A 21396-nucleotide genomic window follows, 5' to 3' on the forward strand; every position below is an offset into this window, starting at 1 on the left:
CCTTTTATGGAGGGATGATACTTGGATATAAAAGATTTAACTGTATTTTACGAAGTTGCGAAAGAAAAAAACATATCTCACGCAGCTAAAAATTTAAACTATGTACAGTCTGGCGTAACAATGCGTATAAAACAACTAGAAAATGAACTAGGTGTACCTTTATTTTACCGAAACGGAAAAGGTGTAACTTTAACTTCTAACGGTGAGATTTTATTAACATACGCTAAACAAATTATCCACTTAATGGATCAATCTGTTAAAGCAGTTCAAAGTAATGGGATCGAACCAAGGGGCACTTTAAAAATTGGATGTACAGAATCTACAACCGCTGTAAGACTTCCATCTATATTAACGGCCTATTATGAGGAATACCCAAAAGTCGAATTGATTTTAGAATCAAATACGACGGAACAATTGATTAGACTTGTATTAGAACGAAAACTAGACGGGGCGTTTATCGCTGGAACCACTCAGCATGCTGAACTTCATACAAATATATTTCATGAAGAAGAATTAGTTCTCATTAGCAAAAAGCCTTTATCTTCCTTTAAAGACATAGGAGACATGAATTTACTTGCATTTAGTCACGGGTGCTATTATAGAAATTTATTAGAAAATTGGCTTCAAGAAGAAGGAATTTCACCTAAACGAGTATTAGAGTTTGGAACAATTGAAGCGATACTCGCATGTGTAAAATCAGGTATGGGCGTAGCAATTATGATGAAGTCTATTTTAAATGGTCATAAACATGACATATCATTCAATCCTTTGCCAAATAGCTTCAAAAAAGTTCCTACTACTTTTATTACTAGAAAAGATATATATCACTCTGCTGCATTACAAAAATTTATGGAGATGACTCTCAATGCGTGAAAAGAAAATACGTGGTATGAAACGAAAAACAAACACTATGATAAAGCGAATTGAGGAACATACAAAAACGTTCCCTTCTACTTTCTATAACGATGAATATTGGAATATGCTATTGCCAGTTTCGCAAGCTTTTATTGACTCTCGTAAAACACCTAGAAAAGTAAAGCGATTATGTATTCAAACCTTATTAAATCAAGCAAATCATTTAATAAATATGAAACCGAGCGATACACATACATATCGAGTTGTTGTTTTGATTTCTATAAATAATTTGTGGGATTCGCAAATCATTATATTTAAAAATGAGGACTACTTTCATAATTTCTTTAATAGAAATAGTGAATTTCAAAAATGGATTCTTCTTTCAAATGAAATTGATTTTGGGAAGACATGGGAAATGTCAGTTTGTCATTCCTTCAAAACGCTTCACTTTCAAGAAATTATTTATGATGAAGATGAATGCTATGAAAAAGAGATTCTGTTTATTGGGGAGTTAAATTAAAAAGGTATACCTAAAACACTGGTATACCCTTTTCCACTTATTTTTCCTTCAATACACTATGTAATCGATCCGGATAATTTGTAAACATTCCTGTAGCACCCCATTTGATTAACAGTCTCATATCTGGTTTCTCGTTAATTGTATAAGGGTGAATTAACAGTCCATTTTTCCTAGCCATTTTCATATATGACTCATCAATAATTAGTTCTCCGTTATCATTACGTAAGTTTGGTCCAATACCAGCTGCATACTTTTTAATTTCTTGAAAATCATCATTTGTTACACTTTTCGGTTCATGTGTAATGCCAGACCATTCGACAATTTCATTGTTTTCATTTGGATAATACCAAAGCAATTGAACTAACGGAATATTTTCATTCATACTATGAATCTTTTTCAAACTATCTTTACTAAATGATTGAATCATAACACGGCTAGAAGACATGTTTTGACCTACTAAATTATATTTTTGTAACAACGCCAACAATTTCTCTTCCATTCCTGGATACACATCTGGTGATTTTGTTTCAATATAATACTTCATACTTCTTCCATACTTTTGGAAGATTTCTTCAAGAGTTGGAACCTTTTGCCCAACATACTCTTGCTTAGCCTTTTCTGGATACGCTTTATTAAACCATGATCCAGCATCTAAACTCTTTATTTCGCTTAACGTTTTATCACGTACTTCGCCTGTTCCATTTGTAGTGCGATCAACTGCTGTATCATGCATTGCAATTAATTGACCATCCTTTGTTAATTGAATATCTAACTCTAAATAATCCGCTTTCATTTTTTTCACTAAATCATAAGAAGCAAAAGTATGCTCAGGTGCATGTCCACTTGCTCCGCGATGTGCAATATTTAAAAACTTATTCGTATTCCACTCATGCTTTCCTTCTGACTTTGCATGAACAGCTCCCCCAGCAAAGATGCTTCCCATCGTAAAGAAAATAACTAATACGCTAATAATTTTTCTCATCCTTCAAACCCTTCCTACGTTGCAAATTTCAACAAGCTAATGAGATTTACACGAAATAGAAAACATACTTTCATTATTTTTATAAACCTATATTAAAATTCCAATCTTACAATTATACTTTCTCTATATTATTTAATATAGAAAACTAGTATTATCCTATTTAATCTCTATAGCCCTCCTTTTCACATGTAACTCCCTATTATGCACGGTTCATTCAATAAAAAAAGCCATAAATTATTTAGAATACACTCCTGTATCCTTAAATAAATTTATGGCTTTTCTCAAATATCTCCGGCCTCTATTAACTTGTCGAATTTAATCATATCAAACCTATTGAAATTTGTGAATATTATTTTAAGAGATAATCTTTACGCTAAAGCAGCTGGCGCCATTAATTGTGGCCCTTTCCCCGTACGCGCCAATACCCAATCATCGTAATACCACATTTCTGTCTGACGGCGGCTCATCATATAATCCCAGCGTACTTCGCGCTCAAATTCAATGATTTGTCCTTCTCCGCCAATGGTTACCCAGTTGAAACTGCCGTTATGATGCATCATTTTCACCCACAAAACAGGGAAAGTAACAATTTCCCTTTCCTCTTTATACTGTCTCGTTTGTTTTTCTATGCGTAGTAAAGTTAAACCACTTGCATATTGTTGATCAACCTTTTCCATTACATCCATCGCTATTTTTTCCGCCTCATCTTTATGAGGTAATGTATTAGCGTATACCGGCATCATACTCGTATAGCTTAATAAACGCTTACCATTTTGAGAAGTAATAATTGTAATGTGAGCACCGCCGTAATGTAACGGCTCCTCTGCTTGATAACGCTGAATGGCAACATTCACACCGTCACGTAATTCATTATGTTCCCGTACTAATTTTACATACTTCGGAATTGGTAATACCAACGCAACTTCCTTACTACAATTTTGAAAAATATTATATTGATTCGTCATCTAACATTTCTCCCTTATATATAATTTTTCTGTAACATGCGTCAGGAATTCCGTTAGTTCTCCAGCATAATATACATATAATTCATGCATAGCCCTCGTACATGCTGTGTAAAACAAATTGCGTTCAGACTCTCTATAGTAGCTGGATTTAGAAGCATCAAATATAATAACAGCATCAAACTCTATCCCTTTCGCCAAATAAGCTGGAATAACAACAACGCCTTTCTCATAAGTTGTATTCTCTTGTTGCATAAGATGGGCATGTAATGTATCCCCTATTAGCCCTATCACTTTCATACATTCTTCATTTGTTTTACAAATGATTGCAATTGTTTTATGTTCTTTTTCTTTTAACTCTTTCACCTTAAGCACCATATTCTCTACACGCTCTCGTTCATCACTTACTTGTATATAAACGGGCTTCTTACCAGCCCTGTTAAAAGCTTCAATATCATTTCCATTTGAAATCATACACTTTGTAAATTCAATTATCGGTTTTGTCGATCGATAACTACGGTTAAGCTGGACTATTTCTACCTTACGATCTGCAAATAATGTGGAGACGATATTGTTCTCTCTATTAAGATCATGAGAGAAAATATTTTGATTACAATCACCAAGTAACGTCCATCTCACCTTCGGAAATAGTCGTTTTAAAAATACTAATTGAAAAGGTGTATAATCTTGCATTTCATCAACGAATACAAACTTCACAAGATGATTCGTTTTAAACCCTTCCAGTAATTCTTTTAAAAACAAATACGGCGTAGCATCTTCATTTGCTAGTTGTTTGTTCTTCAAACGCTTCACCGTTTGCTTACATATATCTTCCCAACAATTTGGTACGAAAAGATCTTTCTGAATGCTTTCAAATAACTGCTCAAAAATCGCAGTATGATTTATAAAAGCATATTTTTTCACCTTTCTACGTAACGAACGAAAATGTTTCTTCACTACATATTTCGTTAATAGCTCATGTTCCTTCTCATAATAATTAAATTGATTATCTTTCTCTAATTTTTCATATAAGCGATTGTAATCTTCTTTATTTAAATACTGAATTTCTCGTTCCACCCAATCTTTTTTCGCTTCTATCTTTTCAAATTCATGTAACTTCTGAAGAATCCATTCCATTGTAAGTTGCATTCGATTCGGTATAGCAATAGAAATATCTAAACTATAAAAATATTCACATATGGATTTTGCCTCTATGAGCACTTCACCTTTACATGTAACATCATGAAAGTGTAAACCTTTTTCACTTAAGCTTCTCGCGTATTTCTCAAGTAGTCCCATAAATTCAACTGAGGATTTATACCGAATTCCTTTCACTCTAGTTTCATACGTACTTTCATGCTTTTTCGTTAAAACGTATTCTAACTGCGCGAATGAATCTTCTACAGTAAAGCTTTTTCCAATCATATGTTCCACATACGATTGGAAAGTCGTTTGTTGCATATTCTCTTCCCCAAGCTCTGGTAAAACATTCGCGATATAACTATTGAACAACTCATTCGGAGAAAACAGTAAAATTTGATCCGCATGAACTATCCCGCGGTAACGATACAATAAATAAGCAACACGCTGCAGTGCTGCTGAAGTTTTCCCACTCCCAGCAGTCCCTTGCACAATTAACACATCACTTTTATCATTTCGAATAATTTGATTTTGTTCCCTTTGTATTGTCGCTACAATACTTTTCATTTGTTCACTTGCATTGCGTCCAAGTACTTCTTGTAATAATTCATCACCTATCGTCACACCTGTATCAAACATACTTTGAATCGTTCCGTTTCGAATCATGTATTGACGTTTTAGAAGCAAATCGCCTGAAATCGTACCAATAGGCGCTTTATACTGTGCCCTTCCTAAAGTGTAATCATAATAAAGACTCGAAATAGGTGCCCGCCAATCATATACTAAAAACTCATCACTTTCTTTATCATAAAAAGAGCCGATACCAATATACATTTCATCGGTATCCGCTTCAGCATCTTCTTTAAAATCAATCCGCCCAAAATACGGCGTTTCTTTTATTTTCGTTAAAAGGTTATATTCATTTTTCGTATGACGATGTGTATGTTCTCTTTCAGCAAGAACTTCTGCCTCTTGCCTAATACTCGCCGCCGTTTCAACCGCTTCTTTAATATTATCTATATTTACTTTTACATCTTCCCAAAAGTTTTTTCTAATACTAACAATTTCAGACTTCACCGATCCAACTCGGACATCAAGCTCTTTCAGTTCTTCATCTACTTTTTCAATGACTACATTGACACGTTGTTGCTCTTCTTTATAATGACTCATATAATCTCCCCTTCTCATACTATTTGAAAGCCTTATATGATACGTAACCCTTTACTTTTGAAAAATGCCACAGGCAACAATTTCCCATGACTTTTGAAACTCTTCGTTGATCCTCTCTTCTTTCCATCTCTCAGAAAAAGCAGGGTGATAAAACGATGCAAGTAACCCAAATAACGTATGTGCTAAAAATAAACTATCCTGTTTTTTAATCTCATTGCGTTCTATCCCGCGATTTATCACTTTCTCCAGTTGCCCAACTAATCTTTCTTCATGCTTTTGAATCACCTTATTCTTTTGCTGCACTAACGAACTATTCAATGTAAATAACTCTTCGTTTTCAAGTAACTCTTTCTTTTTAAGCTGAAATAAACAAACGAACCACTCTTGTAATATGATTTCTGTATCTCCATCTTTTCCCGCAATTTGCTCAAGCTGATCCGAGTACTTAAGCAGCCACCTTTCTAAAATGGCATCGCGTAGCGTGGCCTTACTCCGAAAGTAAGAATATAAAGCCGCATGACTAACATCAAGTGACTTCGCAATACTAACAAGTGTCGTCCTACTCCATCCATATTTCATTAACTCTTTTTCCGCTGCATCTAAAACAACATTTTTCGTTAACGCCTTATCTGTCATTTTTCTCACCGTCCATTTTATTTACATAATAATATTATTTAAATAACAACTTACATTTTTTATTATTTGTAAGTTGAGTGCAAAAAAATACTATTTCAATTAGGTTATAAGATTAACATATCCTTTTTCAACTTACAATATTTTTATTTTGTAAGTTGAAAGGGAATAGAAGAATTGCCTTATATAAGACAATTCTTCCTAGTTAATTAAAAGTTACACAATAAATGATTCATTACTTCGTTAAGCACTGTATCTAGATTTGATACCTCTTTTGCCGAACGCCATCCGATAAAGCCATCTGGTCTAATTAATACAGCACCTCCATTCTCTATACCATATAATTTGCTAAAAATATCTTCTTGAACAATAAAGTCTCCACTTAAGCCAACACGATACCCTTTTATATTTATTCCTAATTTAGCTGAAACAGTATGTGCTGCTTCAGCCCAAGAACTATTTTCTACTCCTGTAAGTAATACAAAACTGTTACCGAATAAGTCTAATATAGAAACTTTCTTCCCTGCATACGTTCCCCATACATGTGGCGCTCGCGTTCCAGATCTGCCGTTCAACTCTACACTATCCATTCTATGCGGAGTGACTGAATCATCTATAATCGCCTCTGAACAATACTGATATCCAACTGTAACAGCTAAACCATCCATATTATTCAAACTGCCTTCCTCTCTATTCGCAGCACGAAACAGTAAACTACTTGCATAAGCTGTCGTTAATTTTGCAACAGAGTGTCTCTCTTCATGATATGTTTCTAACAATTTTGGTTTTGCCTTCCCTTTTATAACAGCCGCTAATTTCCAAGCTAAGTTATGCGCATCTTGTATTCCTGTATTTGAACCAAATCCGCCTGTTGGCGGCATAATATGTGCTGAATCTCCAACTAGAAAGACTCGATTTCCTTGAAATTTCATTGCTGTACTTTCGGCCGCTTCCCACGGTAAAACACTTAATATTTCTGACTCAACATTTGTACTTCCAATTGCTATTTCAATAATTTGTTTACAACGTTCTATAGTGAAATCCTCTGGTCCCTCTCCTTTTAATGGATCGTAGGCTACATGGTAAATCCATTTTTTTACGTTATCTACTGGGATCAGTGCACCAAGAACCTCTGGATGAAGTACCATAGAAAAACCGAATGCGTCTCCTTGTATAAACTCACTTAAATCTGCTTCAAAATAAATATTCATATAATAGCCACCAATGGTCCCACGCCCCTCAGTTTTAATCCCTAACTGCTCACGTATTTTACTTTTCGCTCCATCTGCTGCAATTACATAGTCACAATGTATGACACTTTCTTTTTCTGTTTCACGATTTCGAATCGTTGCTTTTACCCCGTTTTCATTTTGTTCAAATGAAACTAATTCATGATAAAAAGATAGTTGCCCGCCTAATGTTTTCGCTTCTTGTAACATCATCTCTTCTAAAATAATTTGATAACAAGCAGTTTGTTTTGATGGACTAATCTTTTCTATTTTTTGAAGTAACTCTTCATCGTTTCCGTATTGCGTCGCTCTCATTTGTTCCAATTCTTCTTTATTCGCCTCAGCTATTGTATGAACTGCTATTCTTCCTCGGCAGTTCTCTAATGCTTTACCTGCCAATGTAATTCTTTTTTCCAAGCCTAATTCTCGAAATAACTCCATTGTACGTAAAGTAAGACCGCCTGCTTTCGGATGAATGGCAGTAGACGGATGCCTTTCAATAAATAAGTACTCAATGTTATGTTTTGCAAGAAATAACGCAGACGCTAACCCAGATAATCCCCCTCCAACAATTAAAACTGGTACATAATTCGATTTCATATATTTACCCTCCACATCATTGTTCTGAGCTCAGTGACATAAATATAATCAAAAAAAACATTAAAATATAGACTTATATTTCATTTTGAATTATCATATAGATAGATTACGCCCCAAAATTCCTTTTACCTTTTCATACATCTATAATCCACCTGAATTGTGGCTGTATGAAAGTGTAAAACAAATGAACGTACTTTACGTTGAACCATGTTCTATCGTAAAAATCAAAAATAATACAAACATTATAAGCGGTCGTAACCTTATGGATTATACAAGGTTACAACCGCTTATTTTATTGTTACATCATTTTTTGTTTTTAAAACTTCATCTATTGTGTTATGTAATCCTTCCAATGCCTTTTCTATCTCCCTATAATTTTCAACAATAAAAAATTCATTCGTCTCGATTTTCTTTCTCAATATTGCACCTCATACAACAATCATGTAGCATTACCGTATCGAAATAATGGTTCATCATCTTAAACCTTTCGACTAATTACCTGGAGGCAAAGTGATTGAAATGAATAAACAAGAACAATTAAATATTATAAAAAAAAATTTTATTGATTCTCAAAAAGTATTATTGGCAATTGGTGATGAAACGCGTCAAGCTATTTTATTAGTACTAATGGAAACGGAATGTCAAACAGGCTTACGTGTAGGAGAAATCACGAAGCAAACACACCTTTCCCGTCCAGCAGTATCACATCACCTTAAGATTTTACGAGAAGCTGGCATTATTTTAATGAGAAAAGAAGGTACAAAGAATTTTTATTATATTGATATACGCACAAAATTAGGTTTATTAAAAAATCTTGTATTAGATATTGAGAAGCTATTGCAAAACTTTTATTAAAACTTGGAGGTATAAGAAATGAAAGCAATGATAATTGATAAGTACGGAAAAGTCCCAATGCGTATGGCAGAGGTACCTACTCCTGAAATTAATGAGTATGAAGTGCTCGCAGAAATTCATGCAGCTAGTATTAATCCAATTGATTTTAAAATACGCGATGGAAAAGTGAAGATGTTGCTTAAATATGAGATGCCCCTAATCCTTGGTAATGACTTTTCCGGTGTCATCGTAAAGGTTGGGGCAAAAGTGACTAACTTTAAAGTCGGTGATGAAATATATGCACGCCCAAGAAAAAATAAGATTGGTACTTTCGCGGAGTATATAGCCATTCATGAAGATGATATAGCTTTAAAACCGAAAAATTTAAATTTTGAGGAAGCTGCTTCGATTCCACTCGTTGGCTTAACATCATATCAAGCATTACATGACATCATGCAATTACAAAAAGGACAAAAGATTTTAATTCACGCTGGATCCGGTGGTGTTGGTACTTTCGCTATTCAGTTAGCAAAAATAATGGGTGCCATTGTTACAACGACTGCTAGTGAAGCTGGTGCGAATTTAGTAACGTCTCTTGGCGCAGATGAAATTATTAATTACAAAACAGAGAAATTTGAAGATATACTAAAAAATTATGATGCGGTATTTGATACAATCGGAGGTGTAACACTTGAAAAATCATTCAATATTATAAAAAGCGGAGGAAACATTGTTTCCGTTTCAGGCATGCCGAATGCTCGCTTCGGTAAAGAATTTGGTTCAGGATTCTTTAAAACTCTCTTATTTTCATTAGCCAGCAAAAAACTTACTGCACTTGAAAAAAAGCATAATGCTCAATATTCATTTTTATTTATGAAGCCAAGCGGGGATCAATTACGTACTATTGCAAACTATATTGAAGCTGGACAAATCAAACCTGTAATCGATCGAGTTTTTCCTTTTGAAGATGCGCAAAAAGCAATGGAATATTCAGAGTCTGGAAGAGCAAAAGGGAAAATAATTGTAAAAATAAAATAATAATAAAACCTCCATTTTTAAAAATGGAGGTTTTAAATTTGCTGTTAAATAGACATAGTACAATGAAGTCCTTACAATAGATTGCAAGGGGAAATATTGTATTATACTTTTAGTTAACTTTACAAAGAATACATACGTGCAAATACATAATTTAAAATACAAAAAGGAGGAGATACAATGACTAAAAATAATGAAACAGGTTGGAATTTAGATAATAGTTATATGACTTTACCACAATCATTTTATACAGAAATCCCCCCTACTCCCGTAAGTTCACCTGAGTTAGTTAAACTAAACCATTCATTAGCGATATCTCTTGGCTTGACCCCTGAAGAACTGAAAAAGGAAGCTGAAATTGCCATTTTCGCTGGTAATGGACTCCCAGAAGGAGCTCATCCATTAGCTCAAGCATATGCTGGTCATCAATTCGGACATTTTAATATGTTAGGCGACGGTCGTGCTCTTTTAATTGGCGAACAAATTACTCCTTCAGGTGAGCGTTTCGATATTCAACTGAAAGGTTCTGGCCCTACTCCCTATTCACGCCGAGGAGATGGCCGTGCTGCACTCGGTCCGATGCTACGTGAATATATTATTAGTGAGGCAATGTATGCACTTGATATTCCGACTACTCGTAGTTTGGCTGTTGTCACAACTGGTGAACCTACATATCGTGAAACAAAGTTACCTGGAGCAATTTTAACTAGAGTAGCTAGTAGTCATATACGGGTCGGTACATTTCAATATGCTGCAGCTCGTGGTTCAATAGAGGACCTTAAATCGCTAGCTGACTATACGATAAAAAGACATTACCCAGAAAGTGAATCCCATGAAAACCGATATACTGCATTACTACAAGAAGTCATTAAAAAACAAGCAAGTCTTATCGCAAAATGGCAACTTGTTGGATTTATTCACGGCGTAATGAACACTGACAATATAACGATCAGTGGCGAAACAATTGATTACGGTCCTTGTGCATTTATGGACAATTACGACCAAGGAACCGTATTTAGCTCTATTGACACACAAGGCCGTTATGCATATGGAAATCAACCATATATGGCCGCATGGGACCTCGCCCGATTAGCAGAATCTTTAATACCAATTCTGCACGAAGATGAAGAAGAAGCACTAAAAATCGCTCAAGACGAAATTTCGAAATTTAGCGTACAGTATGAAAACAATTGGTTCCTTGGAATGAAAAAGAAATTAGGACTATTTAGCAACGAAGAACAAGATCAATCACTTATTGAGCAACTTTTAAAAATGATGGAGAAATATAAAGCGGATTATACAAATACATTCCGTTCATTAACTCTTGATGCTATCGAAAATACAGCTCTATTTGAAAGTCCTGAATTTAAAGATTGGTACAAACTGTGGCAATCTCGATTAGAAAGACAAGAACAATCAAAAGAAAACGCCTACGAGATGATGAAAAATAATAACCCATCAATCATCCCGAGGAACCACCGTGTAGAAGAAGCACTAGAAGCAGCTGTTACAAATGACGACTATAGCGTAATGGAGCAACTTCTTGAAGCTTTATCAAACCCTTATGCGCATTCTACAGATCAAGAAGAATACTGCATTCCGCCTGCACCGACGAATCGCCCTTATCGTACTTTTTGTGGCACTTGATTGCAATTAAAAGAATCTTTCTAATTATATTAACTGTTAACAACAAACTTAAAAGGTGTTTTCAATATTGAAAACACCTTTTAAGCTAACTTATTTAATGTCCACTTTTAAAATCAACTAAAAATGCCGACTTCAAATCAAAAATACTTCATTCTATATTTATACACGTTCTACTACTAAAAAATCTGGTTTTGCAGGTGCAGGCGTATCTCCATGAGCAGCGTATTGTTTTGTATCAAGTTTTAACATCGAAAAATTTTCATGTGCCGCTTGTTTGGATTCAGTTAAAATACCCCCAATACTCAAAGATACAACACCAGCAACTGTTAATCCCATAATAGTTAATCCAATTTTTCTCATTATTTCAACGCTCCTTTATCAAATATTTTTCTTCTTATTTCATAAGTCTTATAAAAATACTTTTCAGCCTGTTCTATATTGCCTTCTTTATGAAACTCTATTGCCAGCTTTTCAGCATATTCACAAATATATTCGATTAAATTTTCTTTTTCAAAGTAAGAAAAACTTTCAAGCATAATTTGTTCTACGCTTTCTGCTTTCAAACATTGACAAAATTCCTTTAGAATTAAAAAATGATACCTATATTCATCATTTTTTAATTCTTCACAAACTTCCAATCCAATTTCAATTAACTCTTTTGCCTTTTCTATTTTTCCTATTTTATAATATTCCCCTGCCTCTATAAAAATAGCTTTATAATGATTCGGCATTTTTTCAGAAACTTCCGATAAGTGCCTAATAGCTAAATCTGAAAGGTTTTGACTCGCATACAATAATCCCAAATTATGTCTTATTCTTAAAACTAGTGTTTCAGCATCATTTTTTTGCAAAGTATTTAATGCTGAAACAATATACTCCTCTGCTCTTTCATGCTGTTTTAATTTTGAAAAAGATAACCCCAAAACATTTTCACATAGCGCTACATTCATTTCATGCCCTGCGTGTTTTGCAAAGATATCCCTTGCTTTCGAAGCATATTCAATAGCTGAATACGCTTGATACATTTGATATTTTAATGTAGAAACTCTGTAGTTCAACTCTGCTTGTTCAACTTCATCTGGAATATGCTTTAGTAATTCTTCCGCTTTATCAAAATAGTTACTCGCTTCACTATAATTTGAGAGAATTGTAGAATATATAGATTTAAATAAATAATAATAATATTCCAAAAATTCATCATTTGGTTTAGGTAACGAATCTACTTTATCAAAAGAATTTTTTGAAATACCTATACCATCCATTAGCACTTTATATCGAAAATCTAAAAGATAATAGTGAAATAAGACATTTATATCTTCTTCGATAATATGTAGCTTTTTATCAATCTCTTCCTTTAATTTTTTCGCTTCACTTACTCGTTGGGCTCTGATGTTTTGGTACCAATCATTCAGCATCTTGGTAATTAATTTATTACCTGTGATTTGTATATTCATTGAAACCCCTCCCCTTCTCTTTGATTATTCTAAAAATAACACAATTCAATTATCTATATCCATATTTATATATATTTCTCAACAATTGTTTAAAATTCAACTCCTCAATTTATTATTTGCCCACATTACATCATCTCTTATACCCTCTGAATATGAGTATCCTTAAAATCCGTCTCATATTTCAATCCATATCCAAACATTCGATCCATTCCAATGTGTGCTGTCCATATTAAGCCAATCATTATAACGGTATCTATCTTAAAATAGACACCTATTAGAACAATTAATATGGATATGATATATGTGTGACATACATTATATATTTTCGCACCAACGTGATTATTAATCCCATATGCTAACATTGATAGATCCGGCGCTAAAAGGAATACAAAAAATATAATCCAACTAAACTCATATATTGAATACATATAAATCGTGGCTAAAAATACAACCATTCCTTCAAAATGTACAATACGTTTTTGCATTATTTATCATTCCTATTTTTCTATATTTATTGATACATTTTCATCGCTGAAAGTGTTCTTTGCATTTTTTGACCAGATGGTTGCTAATATTGGCCCTGCAATGTTATGCCATACTGCCGCTAATACACTTGGGAGTGCAGCAGCCGGTCCAAAATGCGCTGTCGCCAGTGCAACACCTAAGCCAGAATTTTGCATTCCTACTTCTATTGAAATAGCCCTTCTTGTCCCTTCGTCTAGTCCAAGTACGAACGCAGTTATATATCCGAGCAAAAAACCGAAAGCATTATGGAGCATCACCGCAATAAAGATAAGAAGTCCTGAAGAAGTAATACTACTTACATTTGCTGAAACAACTGCGGAAACAATCATAATAATTGCTACAACGGATAATAAAGGAATAACAGTCATTCCTTTATTAACGATATGAGGGAAAAACTTTTTCACTACTAGTCCTAAAATAATAGGCACAATAATGACTTGTACGATAGAAAGAAACATGGACATAGCATTTACTGGCATCCATTGCCCTGCAAGTAATAATAGAATGAGCGGTGTAGCAATTGGTGCTAGTAACGTTGATAATGAAGTCATTGCAATAGACAACGCTAAGTTCCCTTTTGCTAAATAAACCATAACATTTGATGCAGTGCCACCCGGTACTGAACCGAGCAACACTAATCCAGCTGCTAATTCCGCTGGCAGGTCCATAACGTAGGCTAGTACGTATGCGACAAGTGGCATAATAATAAACTGAGCACATACACCGATAATAACTGGCAATGGTTTTGTAGCGATGATTTTGAAATCAACAGCCTTCAATGTTAATCCCATCCCAAACATTACAATCCCAAGTAAAATCGTTATGTAACTAGTTAACCCGAGAAATGGCGTGGGAGTGAAATATGCAATAGCTGCCATACAAATAACCCAAAATGCAAAATACTTTCCAGCTATATTACTTATCGCTTCTAGTACTTTCATCCACTCAGCCCCTATCTTTTAATTGAAACACCTTATTCGGATTCAAAATATTTTGCGGATCAAGAGCTTTCTTTATTTTCTCCATTACAAATAATGCCGCCCCATGTTCTTCTTCTTGATACTTTCGTTTTCCGATTCCAACGCCATGTTCTCCTGTACACGTTCCTCCTCGTTTAAGAGCATACAAAACGATACTTTCGTTTATTTCGTCTGCCTTCTTCACTTCCTCTTTATCATTTGCGTCAATCATTAAGAGTACATGGAAATTCCCATCCCCAACATGACCGAGAATACCACCAATAAGGCCTACTTTATCTAATACCTCTTTCGCATGTTGAATTGCGCCAGCTAATTCCGAAATTGGCACACATACGTCTGTACTCATTAGCTTTTTACCAGGATAACTATGCACGTAAGAGTACGCTAAGTTATGTCTTGCATCCCACATTTTATTTCTCGCTGCTGTTTCCGTCTCAAATGCAATTTCTATACATTTATGATCAAGAACGATTTCTTTCGTAAATTCAATATCTTGCTTTAACCCTGCTTCATTGCCGTGAAACTCTAAAAACAGTGTCGGTTCTTCTCTGTAACTTGTTTCATTGTAATGATTTACTTGTTTCATAGATAATTCATCAACGAGTTCAATTCTCGCGATTGGAATACCTGCTTGTAATATGTTAATTACAGCTTCTACTGCATCATTTATAGTTGGAAACGATGCCCTCGCAGCCATAACATGTTCTGGTATACCGTATACTTTTAAAGTTAACTCCGTGAAACATCCAAGTGTTCCTTCTGATCCTACGAAAATACCATTTAAATGATAACCTGATGATGACTTCGCGGCTAAATTCCCGGTATGTATAACTCCTCCATCAGCAAGAACGACTTCTAAATCTCGAACTTGATCACGCATTACACCATACTTTACCGCTGTCGTTCCGCTCGCATTTGTAGCAGCCATTCCTCCTAACGTTGCATCAGCTCCTGGGTCTACACTAAAAAATAATCCATACTTTTTCAATTCTTTATTAAGCTGAGAGCGCGTCACCCCTGGCTGTACTCTCACAAGAAAATCCCTTTCTCTTATTTCAAGTATTTTGTTCATAAGAGAAAAGTCCATTGTAATTCCTTTTTCGTAAGGGATTACATGTCCCTCTAAACTGGATCCTACTCCAAATGGAACGACAGCTGTTCCGTGCTGACTCGCTATTTTCATTATCGCGCTAACTTCTTCGGTTGTTTTTGGAAAAACAACTACATCAGGTAAACTACTAACATGGTAAGATTCATCTTTACTATGTAACTCTCGTACTGTCATATTTATTACTACTCGATCTTCAGGAAGTATGCCTTTTAATTCATTTACTACATGTTCAATTGTTATTTCCATAATCAACTCTCCTTTTTAATTTTAAAACAAGTATACCATCTTTATACCGAATAATTAGAAAAATAAGATTATTAAATCTGAACATACAAAAAAGAACCTGCAGCACACGCTACAAGTTCTTTTTCACTACATTTTAAACGATTTCTTTATTAACAACATAAACCAAATTAAAGTAACTGCCATCAACGAATGAGAAAAGCCTACAATATAAGTTAACCCTTTAAAGTCAGCTCCATTTAACTGAAGAAGCCCTCTCGCTGCTAGCGAACCTAACATTAATGTTAATGCAATGTTATGTAAAACAAACCACTTATTAAACCCTTGCACTTCATGAAACGCGAATACTTTTGCTAATCCTAAAGCAATTAAAAAGAAGAAAAAGCCAAGTACAAGTGTATGCGTATGCAAAAGATTTAACAAAGTAGATCCTAAAATCCCTTTATACTTACCATACTCCCTAGCGAAAATCCCTGATAATAAACCGATAATCAAATACGTAAACGATGCATTATATAATTTCTTCATTATGTACCTCCTTGAGTAGAATGTGTAGTGTGTCATATTTAGTAATAATGATAGTTATATAGTAAAAACTCCTAGTCACCTAGGAGTCATTGTATAAGCATCTCACTCTTTACAATCAATCCTAATTATAAAATATCTCTCTATACAAAACAAACGAACTTTATGTGAACAAACACCCCTATTAAAATATGTTGCACTTTTGTTTTACACAATCCATACTAATTGTTATAACTTTTTAAAGGTGGTGTAATAATTGATAGTTCTTAAAACTGAACGTCTTAATCTTCGTTGGTTTGATATAAAAGACGCTCCTTTTATTCTTGATTTAGTAAACGATCCTGCATGGATTCAGTTTATCGGTGACAAAGGAGTTAGAAACTTAGAAGATGCAAAAAATTATATTGTAAACGGTCCTATCGATATGTATAACAAACTCGGATTTGGCCTTTACTTAGTAGAACGCAAAGAAGATCTCACTCCACTTGGTATGTGTGGCCTTATTAAAAGAGATTCATTAGAAGACGTTGATATCGGATTTGCCTTTTTGGAAACATTCCGTTCAAAAGGATATGGCTACGAGTCAGCTTCTGCGATAATCGAATACGGTGTACAAAAGCTCGGCATGAAACGAATTGTAGCAATTACTTCTATAGATAACATCGCCTCAGGAAAGCTTTTAGAAAAAGTAGGATTACGATTTGAGAAAATCATTTCAGATTCAGGAGAAGATTTAAAATTATTTGGGTATAACGCATAGTAAAGAAGGTCGCCTTGAATGGCGACCTTCTTTACTACTTTACTGATCTCGTAATAATACTTTTAGTTACATTATAGTTTTGCAGTAATTCTTGTGATTACTACTATTCCTTTCATATCACATTTTTGGAAATTCATAGAAATAAAACTTTCACTTCCAAATAAATTATATTAATATATTAAATAAAGGAAGTGAGAATAAATGGAACAACCGCTATTTTTATTAGTTCTTCAATTCATTGCATTTGTATTAATCATTTGTATCGTATATGGGATCTTGTACAATACCGTATTAAATTTAAATATGCCTAAATGGACTGCACATATAGTAGCTACGGTATTTACACTTGGTATCGCCTATCAAGTTTTTATAAATTTTATTTGAAAAAATTTTTTAGCAATTACTTCTATTGTTGATGCAGTAAAGCTTTTAGAAAAGCAGAATTGCAATTTAAGAGGATTATTTCAAAATCAGGAAACGTAGCCATTTTTTATAAAGTCTGTCCTGCGCAAAATAGTAAAGAAGTTAGTTCCGCTGAAAATGTGTTTGCATAACAAGAAATGAATTTAATTGATCCTGCAAAAATTTTATTTTAATTCTAGTTCTATTGTTTGAAATCGTTCTAGGGTACCATTTGTGTGGACTTTAAAATTTTTCATTTGCGTACCAAAATGTTGCGTTAAGTAAAATGTATCACCAGTTATTAAATTTCCAATCTTCCAATGAGGTTGATATGTACTTTCCATGGAACTTTCTAAACCCCTAATCATTACTAAATTGATATATATAATGATGATGAACTATTCAACATTTTCGTTAAAGATAGTCTCTAACTACCTAATGAACTCAAGTATACGCATCTTCAGTCATTTTAAGAGATACAAAAGGCACCCTTTCGGGTGCTTTTTGTATAAAAACCCCATTTTATATTCGATACCAACCACGAACCTTTTTAGAATAATAGTATCATTATGTCTCCTTTTTAGAGATTATTTTTAATTACCTTGAATTTTTTGCACCAGAACCGGAAAATCCCTGACTACTCGAAATATCAACTATCAGGTGCTAATATTCAATAACGCGTACCGAAAATGATTAAACATTATTATAAATCAGCGTAACGTTTAGGAAGTCGATTTTTCTCTTATCGAAATTTAATTAGCTTACAGTAATACAATAGTCATATATTTTTAAGAATAACGGAAGAATATATAGAAATCGCTACAGAAATGTGAAGTTTAATTAATTTAGGAGGAACAAACTTGTTTAATCAGATTGTGAAAGTTATACCAAATTTATTTACGATTGGAAATTTATTGTGTGGTGTTTTCTCAATCACCTTAAATATGAGTGAATATTTGGGATTAGCCTCTATTTTCATTTTCTTTTCAGCTGTTTTAGATTTTCTTGATGGAAGAATTGCGAGAAAATTAAAAGTGAATAGTGAGTTTGGTGTAGAATTGGATTCCTTAGCTGATATTGTTAGTTTCGGCGTCGCTCCTGCGCTTTTATTTCATACGATAGCAACACCTTCTATTTTAACTTCTTTGGCATTTATCCTTTTCCCAACAATGGGTGCTTTAAGATTAGCTAAATTTAGTATTAAACCAACTATTGGATATTTTAAGGGATTACCTATTCCAGCTGCAGGATTATCATTGGCTGGTATGGGATTGTTTTCATATAGCAATACATGGATTACATTAACCCTTGCTCTCTTAATGGTAAGTCCCATTAGGTTTAAAAAATTTTAATTGAAGTCCATTAAGAGAGCATTTCAAATGAATTTAACGTTTCAATAAGTATAAAAAAGTGGGACAATAATATTAAATTAAGTGCCATTCGTAAGAATTTAAACCTTGTATTTATGACTATTGGATTAATCCATCGATATGTTGTTGTAGAACGTCAATATACTTTTAACAGGAGCTCCCTTAATCAAGAGAGCCCCTGTGCTTATTTCTTCTTCTTTTCTGTCGGTTGGCTTTGTTTAGCGAAATTAGATGAATCATCAAATTTCGGTTTCTTTTTACCAGCATTATTACTTCTACCTTTTCCCATATGTAATGTACCGCCTCCCACCCTCACTATTCGCAATAAAAAATTCTCTTGTATCCAAGAATTTTTTTATTGGGTTCTTATTGATAATGCCTAAGTCTTCTAACACTGCCATTCCGTAAAAGATGGATCCACTGTAAAATTCTTTAATGCTGAAACATATATTACATTTTTATATCTAACCGGATAATCAATTAATAATCCTAATGTATTTCCTGAAGCTACAATAATTATGATTTCCTTGTCTAACACTTCATTTATAACTTCTTTTAATTATTCTTACCTATCATTTTCCTACACATTGAGATTGCATATTGTATAAGGAAGCCCTTCTTCTTTCCATGCAAGAAATCCTCCCTTTAAATTCACTACTTCCTTTATACTAGCTCTTTGTAAAATACTAGCTGCTATAAGGGAACGCAATCCGGTTCGACATTGCAAAACTATTGAACAATTTTTCGGTATATAATCTAATTGTTCAAATAGATTGCCTAAAGTGATATATTGCATCATGAAGGTTTCCTTCCTCCCACTCTGCTGTACTACGCACATCGATAACCTTAACACTTCCACTTTTTATATACGGATATAATTCAATCGATGTTTTTTCTTTGTAACTTTCAAATCTATTAAGTTTCTGTATTACTTTTTAGGGTGCAAAAGCAATAATATTATCTAACCCAATAGATTCAAATTCTCTAATAACTGCCTCCACTTTAACCTTTTCCTCATCTAAAATTATTAAAGTTTCTGTTTTATAATCTAATAACCATCCACATCAAGTTGTGAAAGAATTTTTATAAGGTATGTTTATTGACTTCTCAATATGACCTGCAGCAAAACTCGATACATCTCTTATATCAACTATTTGGTGAACACTGCTCAAAATTTCTTGAAATTCTTCTACTGTATTAATAGCAGTTCTCTTTCTTTTCTTGCGAATTTTGGGACCATACTTATTTAAATTCTTCATTTTTTGTATATAATGCGATAAAATTGTGAAATTTTATCGCATTATGCAAGACATTTAATATCAAATATATTACTTTTACTATGAACTAAATGTGTTTATAGGAAATGTATAGATAAATAAAGTGCTAAATTGATTCTTATGCAGTAATTACTGTTTAATTTGTCTAAAAATTGAAAAAACATGTGTAGATAGATATTATTTAAAATACATATATAATTAATTTTAATTTTCTGACACGTTTTTTCACATAGTTCTTAAACTAGTTTTTTGCGTACATTATGAAAAAATTGTACCGTGTCAATCTTAAAAAATTATATATCATAACTTTAAGAGAGGAAGGAAAACTATGAAGATGAAACGAAAAATCATTATGACAACAGCACTTGCAGCTACGTTAGCTACAGGTGCACTACCTACTACCTCAGTGTTTGCTACAGAAAAGGAGGCTCCCATTCAACCAAAAGAGGCACAATTAAGTATTCAACCTTTTGCACAAAACAATTTGGAAACAGCCGTTCAAGCTGCCTTAAATGGTCCAGAAGTCAAAAAAATCAAAGTATTTGAACATGAATTTAATGTAAAAGAAATAGAAGTAGTAAATCTAGGTGCAGGAAAAAAATATGTTAAGGGGCAAATCTCTCATCATTTAAGTTTTCGTCCAGATGATCAATTTTATTATGAGTTTACAGTACAAGATGGAAAGGTACTAGATAAACCTGTATTTAATATTGATAGAGGTGGTTGGACACCATTTGCTGCTCCACTTTTATCAATTCTTGCTGCGTATAATGGAATTCCAGTTAATCCAAATGATTTAAATGCACTTGGTCAGCAGATTGGTAAAGTTATAGATGGAAGCTGGGAACATGCAGCCCAATCAATTGCAACTGTAGTTAGTCTAAGTTTTAATGAGTAGAATTTTTCAATTTTTATTAGCAGTATAGAGATCCGCTTTTTGTAATCAGCCTTGTTATAAGAGATTCTAAAACAGCTATTAATAAATTTTTACCACTCAATCACATTATCTTGATTTGTTTACCACTTTATCATTCATTATATGTCACAAAATAGAAGTCTTTTTTAGGACTTCTGTTTTGTTTGTATTTAATACGATAAACAGTTGTTTTTTGGAGGCTATACTTCGAGTTTTCAAGAATCCG

The 21396-nt window shown here is 33.6% G+C and carries 22 protein-coding genes and 1 pseudogene; 9 read left to right on the forward strand and 14 right to left on the reverse strand.

The window, feature by feature from the left end:
• Positions 1-21: 21 nt before the first annotated feature.
• Positions 22-873 (forward strand): LysR family transcriptional regulator, encoded by an 852-nt coding sequence (locus RT27_RS12490; RefSeq protein WP_043936335.1) that lies wholly within the window; start codon positions 22-24, stop codon positions 871-873.
• Positions 866-1375, forward strand: a complete 510-nt coding sequence (locus RT27_RS12495; protein ID WP_043936336.1) for a DUF3916 domain-containing protein — start codon at positions 866-868, stop codon at positions 1373-1375. Before RT27_RS12490 ends, RT27_RS12495 begins: the two co-directional genes overlap by 8 nt.
• A 37-nt stretch (positions 1376-1412) precedes the next feature.
• On the opposite strand, the gene RT27_RS12500 is transcribed toward RT27_RS12495, so the two are convergent.
• The 6 genes from RT27_RS12500 to RT27_RS36110 all read right to left on the reverse strand — a co-directional run bounded on the left by RT27_RS12500 (position 1413) and on the right by RT27_RS36110 (position 8510).
• Positions 1413-2357, reverse strand: a complete 945-nt coding sequence (locus RT27_RS12500; protein ID WP_016080766.1) for a glycerophosphodiester phosphodiesterase — start codon at positions 2355-2357, stop codon at positions 1413-1415.
• Between the two features lie 368 nt (positions 2358-2725).
• Positions 2726-3322, reverse strand: coding sequence for a hypothetical protein (locus tag RT27_RS12505; RefSeq protein WP_016080765.1), 597 nt, complete (start codon positions 3320-3322; stop codon positions 2726-2728).
• Positions 3323-5629, reverse strand: coding sequence for an RNA polymerase recycling motor HelD (gene helD / locus RT27_RS12510; protein ID WP_043936337.1), 2307 nt, complete (start codon positions 5627-5629; stop codon positions 3323-3325).
• A gap of 51 nt (positions 5630-5680) precedes the next feature.
• Positions 5681-6265, reverse strand: a complete 585-nt coding sequence (locus RT27_RS12515; protein ID WP_029442927.1) for a TetR/AcrR family transcriptional regulator — start codon at positions 6263-6265, stop codon at positions 5681-5683.
• Between the two features lie 206 nt (positions 6266-6471).
• On the reverse strand, positions 6472-8091 hold the full coding sequence (locus RT27_RS12520; protein ID WP_029442928.1) for an FAD-dependent monooxygenase: 1620 nt from the start codon (positions 8089-8091) through the stop codon (positions 6472-6474).
• A 287-nt stretch (positions 8092-8378) separates the two neighbouring features.
• Complete coding sequence (locus RT27_RS36110; RefSeq protein ID WP_029442929.1) at positions 8379-8510, reverse strand: hypothetical protein; 132 nt, start codon at positions 8508-8510, stop codon at positions 8379-8381.
• 91 nt (positions 8511-8601) lie between these two features.
• On the opposite strand from RT27_RS36110, the gene RT27_RS12530 reads away from it, so the two are divergent.
• From RT27_RS12530 to RT27_RS12540, 3 genes are all read left to right on the forward strand, one after another.
• Positions 8602-8946 (forward strand): metalloregulator ArsR/SmtB family transcription factor, encoded by a 345-nt coding sequence (locus RT27_RS12530; RefSeq protein WP_017763468.1) that lies wholly within the window; start codon positions 8602-8604, stop codon positions 8944-8946.
• Between the two features lie 18 nt (positions 8947-8964).
• Positions 8965-9963, forward strand: a complete 999-nt coding sequence (locus RT27_RS12535; RefSeq protein WP_043936338.1) for an NADP-dependent oxidoreductase — start codon at positions 8965-8967, stop codon at positions 9961-9963.
• Between the two features lie 177 nt (positions 9964-10140).
• Positions 10141-11607 carry a protein adenylyltransferase SelO gene (locus tag RT27_RS12540; RefSeq protein WP_043936339.1) on the forward strand — a complete coding sequence of 489 codons (1467 nt, stop codon included), beginning with the start codon at positions 10141-10143 and terminating at the stop codon, positions 11605-11607.
• 159 nt (positions 11608-11766) lie between these two features.
• Here RT27_RS12540 and RT27_RS12545 read toward each other — a convergent pair whose 3' ends face one another.
• The 6 genes from RT27_RS12545 to RT27_RS12570 all read right to left on the reverse strand — a co-directional run bounded on the left by RT27_RS12545 (position 11767) and on the right by RT27_RS12570 (position 16448).
• The gene (locus RT27_RS12545) at positions 11767-11967 is read right to left on the reverse strand and encodes a hypothetical protein (protein WP_043936340.1); all 201 of its coding nucleotides are present in this window, start codon (positions 11965-11967) and stop codon (positions 11767-11769) included.
• Positions 11967-13061: a histidine kinase gene (locus RT27_RS12550; RefSeq protein WP_043936341.1), complete on the reverse strand. Its 1095-nt coding sequence runs from the start codon at positions 13059-13061 to the stop codon at positions 11967-11969. The genes RT27_RS12545 and RT27_RS12550 overlap by 1 nt, the downstream gene beginning before the upstream one ends.
• Before the next feature lie 137 nt (positions 13062-13198).
• A complete protein-coding gene (locus RT27_RS12555) occupies positions 13199-13546 on the reverse strand; it encodes a DUF4260 domain-containing protein (protein WP_043936342.1) in 348 nt (115 codons plus the stop codon).
• A 12-nt stretch (positions 13547-13558) separates the two neighbouring features.
• Positions 13559-14527 (reverse strand): bile acid:sodium symporter family protein, encoded by a 969-nt coding sequence (locus tag RT27_RS12560; protein WP_043936343.1) that lies wholly within the window; start codon positions 14525-14527, stop codon positions 13559-13561.
• Positions 14528-14531: 4 nt separating this feature from the next.
• Positions 14532-15923, reverse strand: a complete 1392-nt coding sequence (locus RT27_RS12565) for an FAD-linked oxidase C-terminal domain-containing protein (protein WP_043936344.1) — start codon at positions 15921-15923, stop codon at positions 14532-14534.
• Positions 15924-16049: 126 nt separating this feature from the next.
• The gene (locus tag RT27_RS12570) at positions 16050-16448 is read right to left on the reverse strand and encodes a DUF2871 family protein (protein ID WP_000737896.1); all 399 of its coding nucleotides are present in this window, start codon (positions 16446-16448) and stop codon (positions 16050-16052) included.
• 253 nt (positions 16449-16701) lie between these two features.
• On the opposite strand from RT27_RS12570, the gene RT27_RS12575 reads away from it, so the two are divergent.
• Together RT27_RS12575 and RT27_RS12580 are read left to right on the forward strand one after the other, a co-directional pair.
• A complete protein-coding gene (locus tag RT27_RS12575; protein WP_029442937.1) occupies positions 16702-17205 on the forward strand; it encodes a GNAT family N-acetyltransferase in 504 nt (167 codons plus the stop codon).
• A 201-nt stretch (positions 17206-17406) separates the two neighbouring features.
• Entirely contained in the window at positions 17407-17589 is a 183-nt protein-coding gene (locus RT27_RS12580; protein WP_029442938.1) for a hypothetical protein, read from the forward strand.
• 203 nt (positions 17590-17792) lie between these two features.
• Here the strand turns inward: RT27_RS12580 and RT27_RS36215 are convergent, their stop codons facing one another.
• Complete coding sequence (locus RT27_RS36215) at positions 17793-17975, reverse strand: hypothetical protein (RefSeq protein WP_029442939.1); 183 nt, start codon at positions 17973-17975, stop codon at positions 17793-17795.
• 492 nt (positions 17976-18467) lie between these two features.
• Between RT27_RS36215 and pssA the strand changes: the two genes are divergently transcribed.
• A complete protein-coding gene (gene pssA / locus RT27_RS12590) occupies positions 18468-18959 on the forward strand; it encodes a CDP-diacylglycerol--serine O-phosphatidyltransferase (protein WP_016080752.1) in 492 nt (163 codons plus the stop codon).
• 598 nt (positions 18960-19557) lie between these two features.
• Here pssA and RT27_RS12595 read toward each other — a convergent pair.
• Positions 19558-20236: pseudogene (locus RT27_RS12595) on the reverse strand (rhodanese-like domain-containing protein); the annotation flags it as partial.
• A gap of 346 nt (positions 20237-20582) precedes the next feature.
• Here RT27_RS12595 and RT27_RS12600 point away from each other — a divergent pair.
• A complete protein-coding gene (locus RT27_RS12600) occupies positions 20583-21152 on the forward strand; it encodes a hypothetical protein (protein ID WP_029442941.1) in 570 nt (189 codons plus the stop codon).
• Positions 21153-21396 lie beyond the last annotated feature (244 nt).

Origin of the sequence: Bacillus sp. L_1B0_5 (assembly GCF_000836715.1) — a bacterium.
GTDB classification, from domain to species: domain Bacteria; phylum Bacillota; class Bacilli; order Bacillales; family Bacillaceae_G; genus Bacillus_A; species Bacillus_A thuringiensis_S.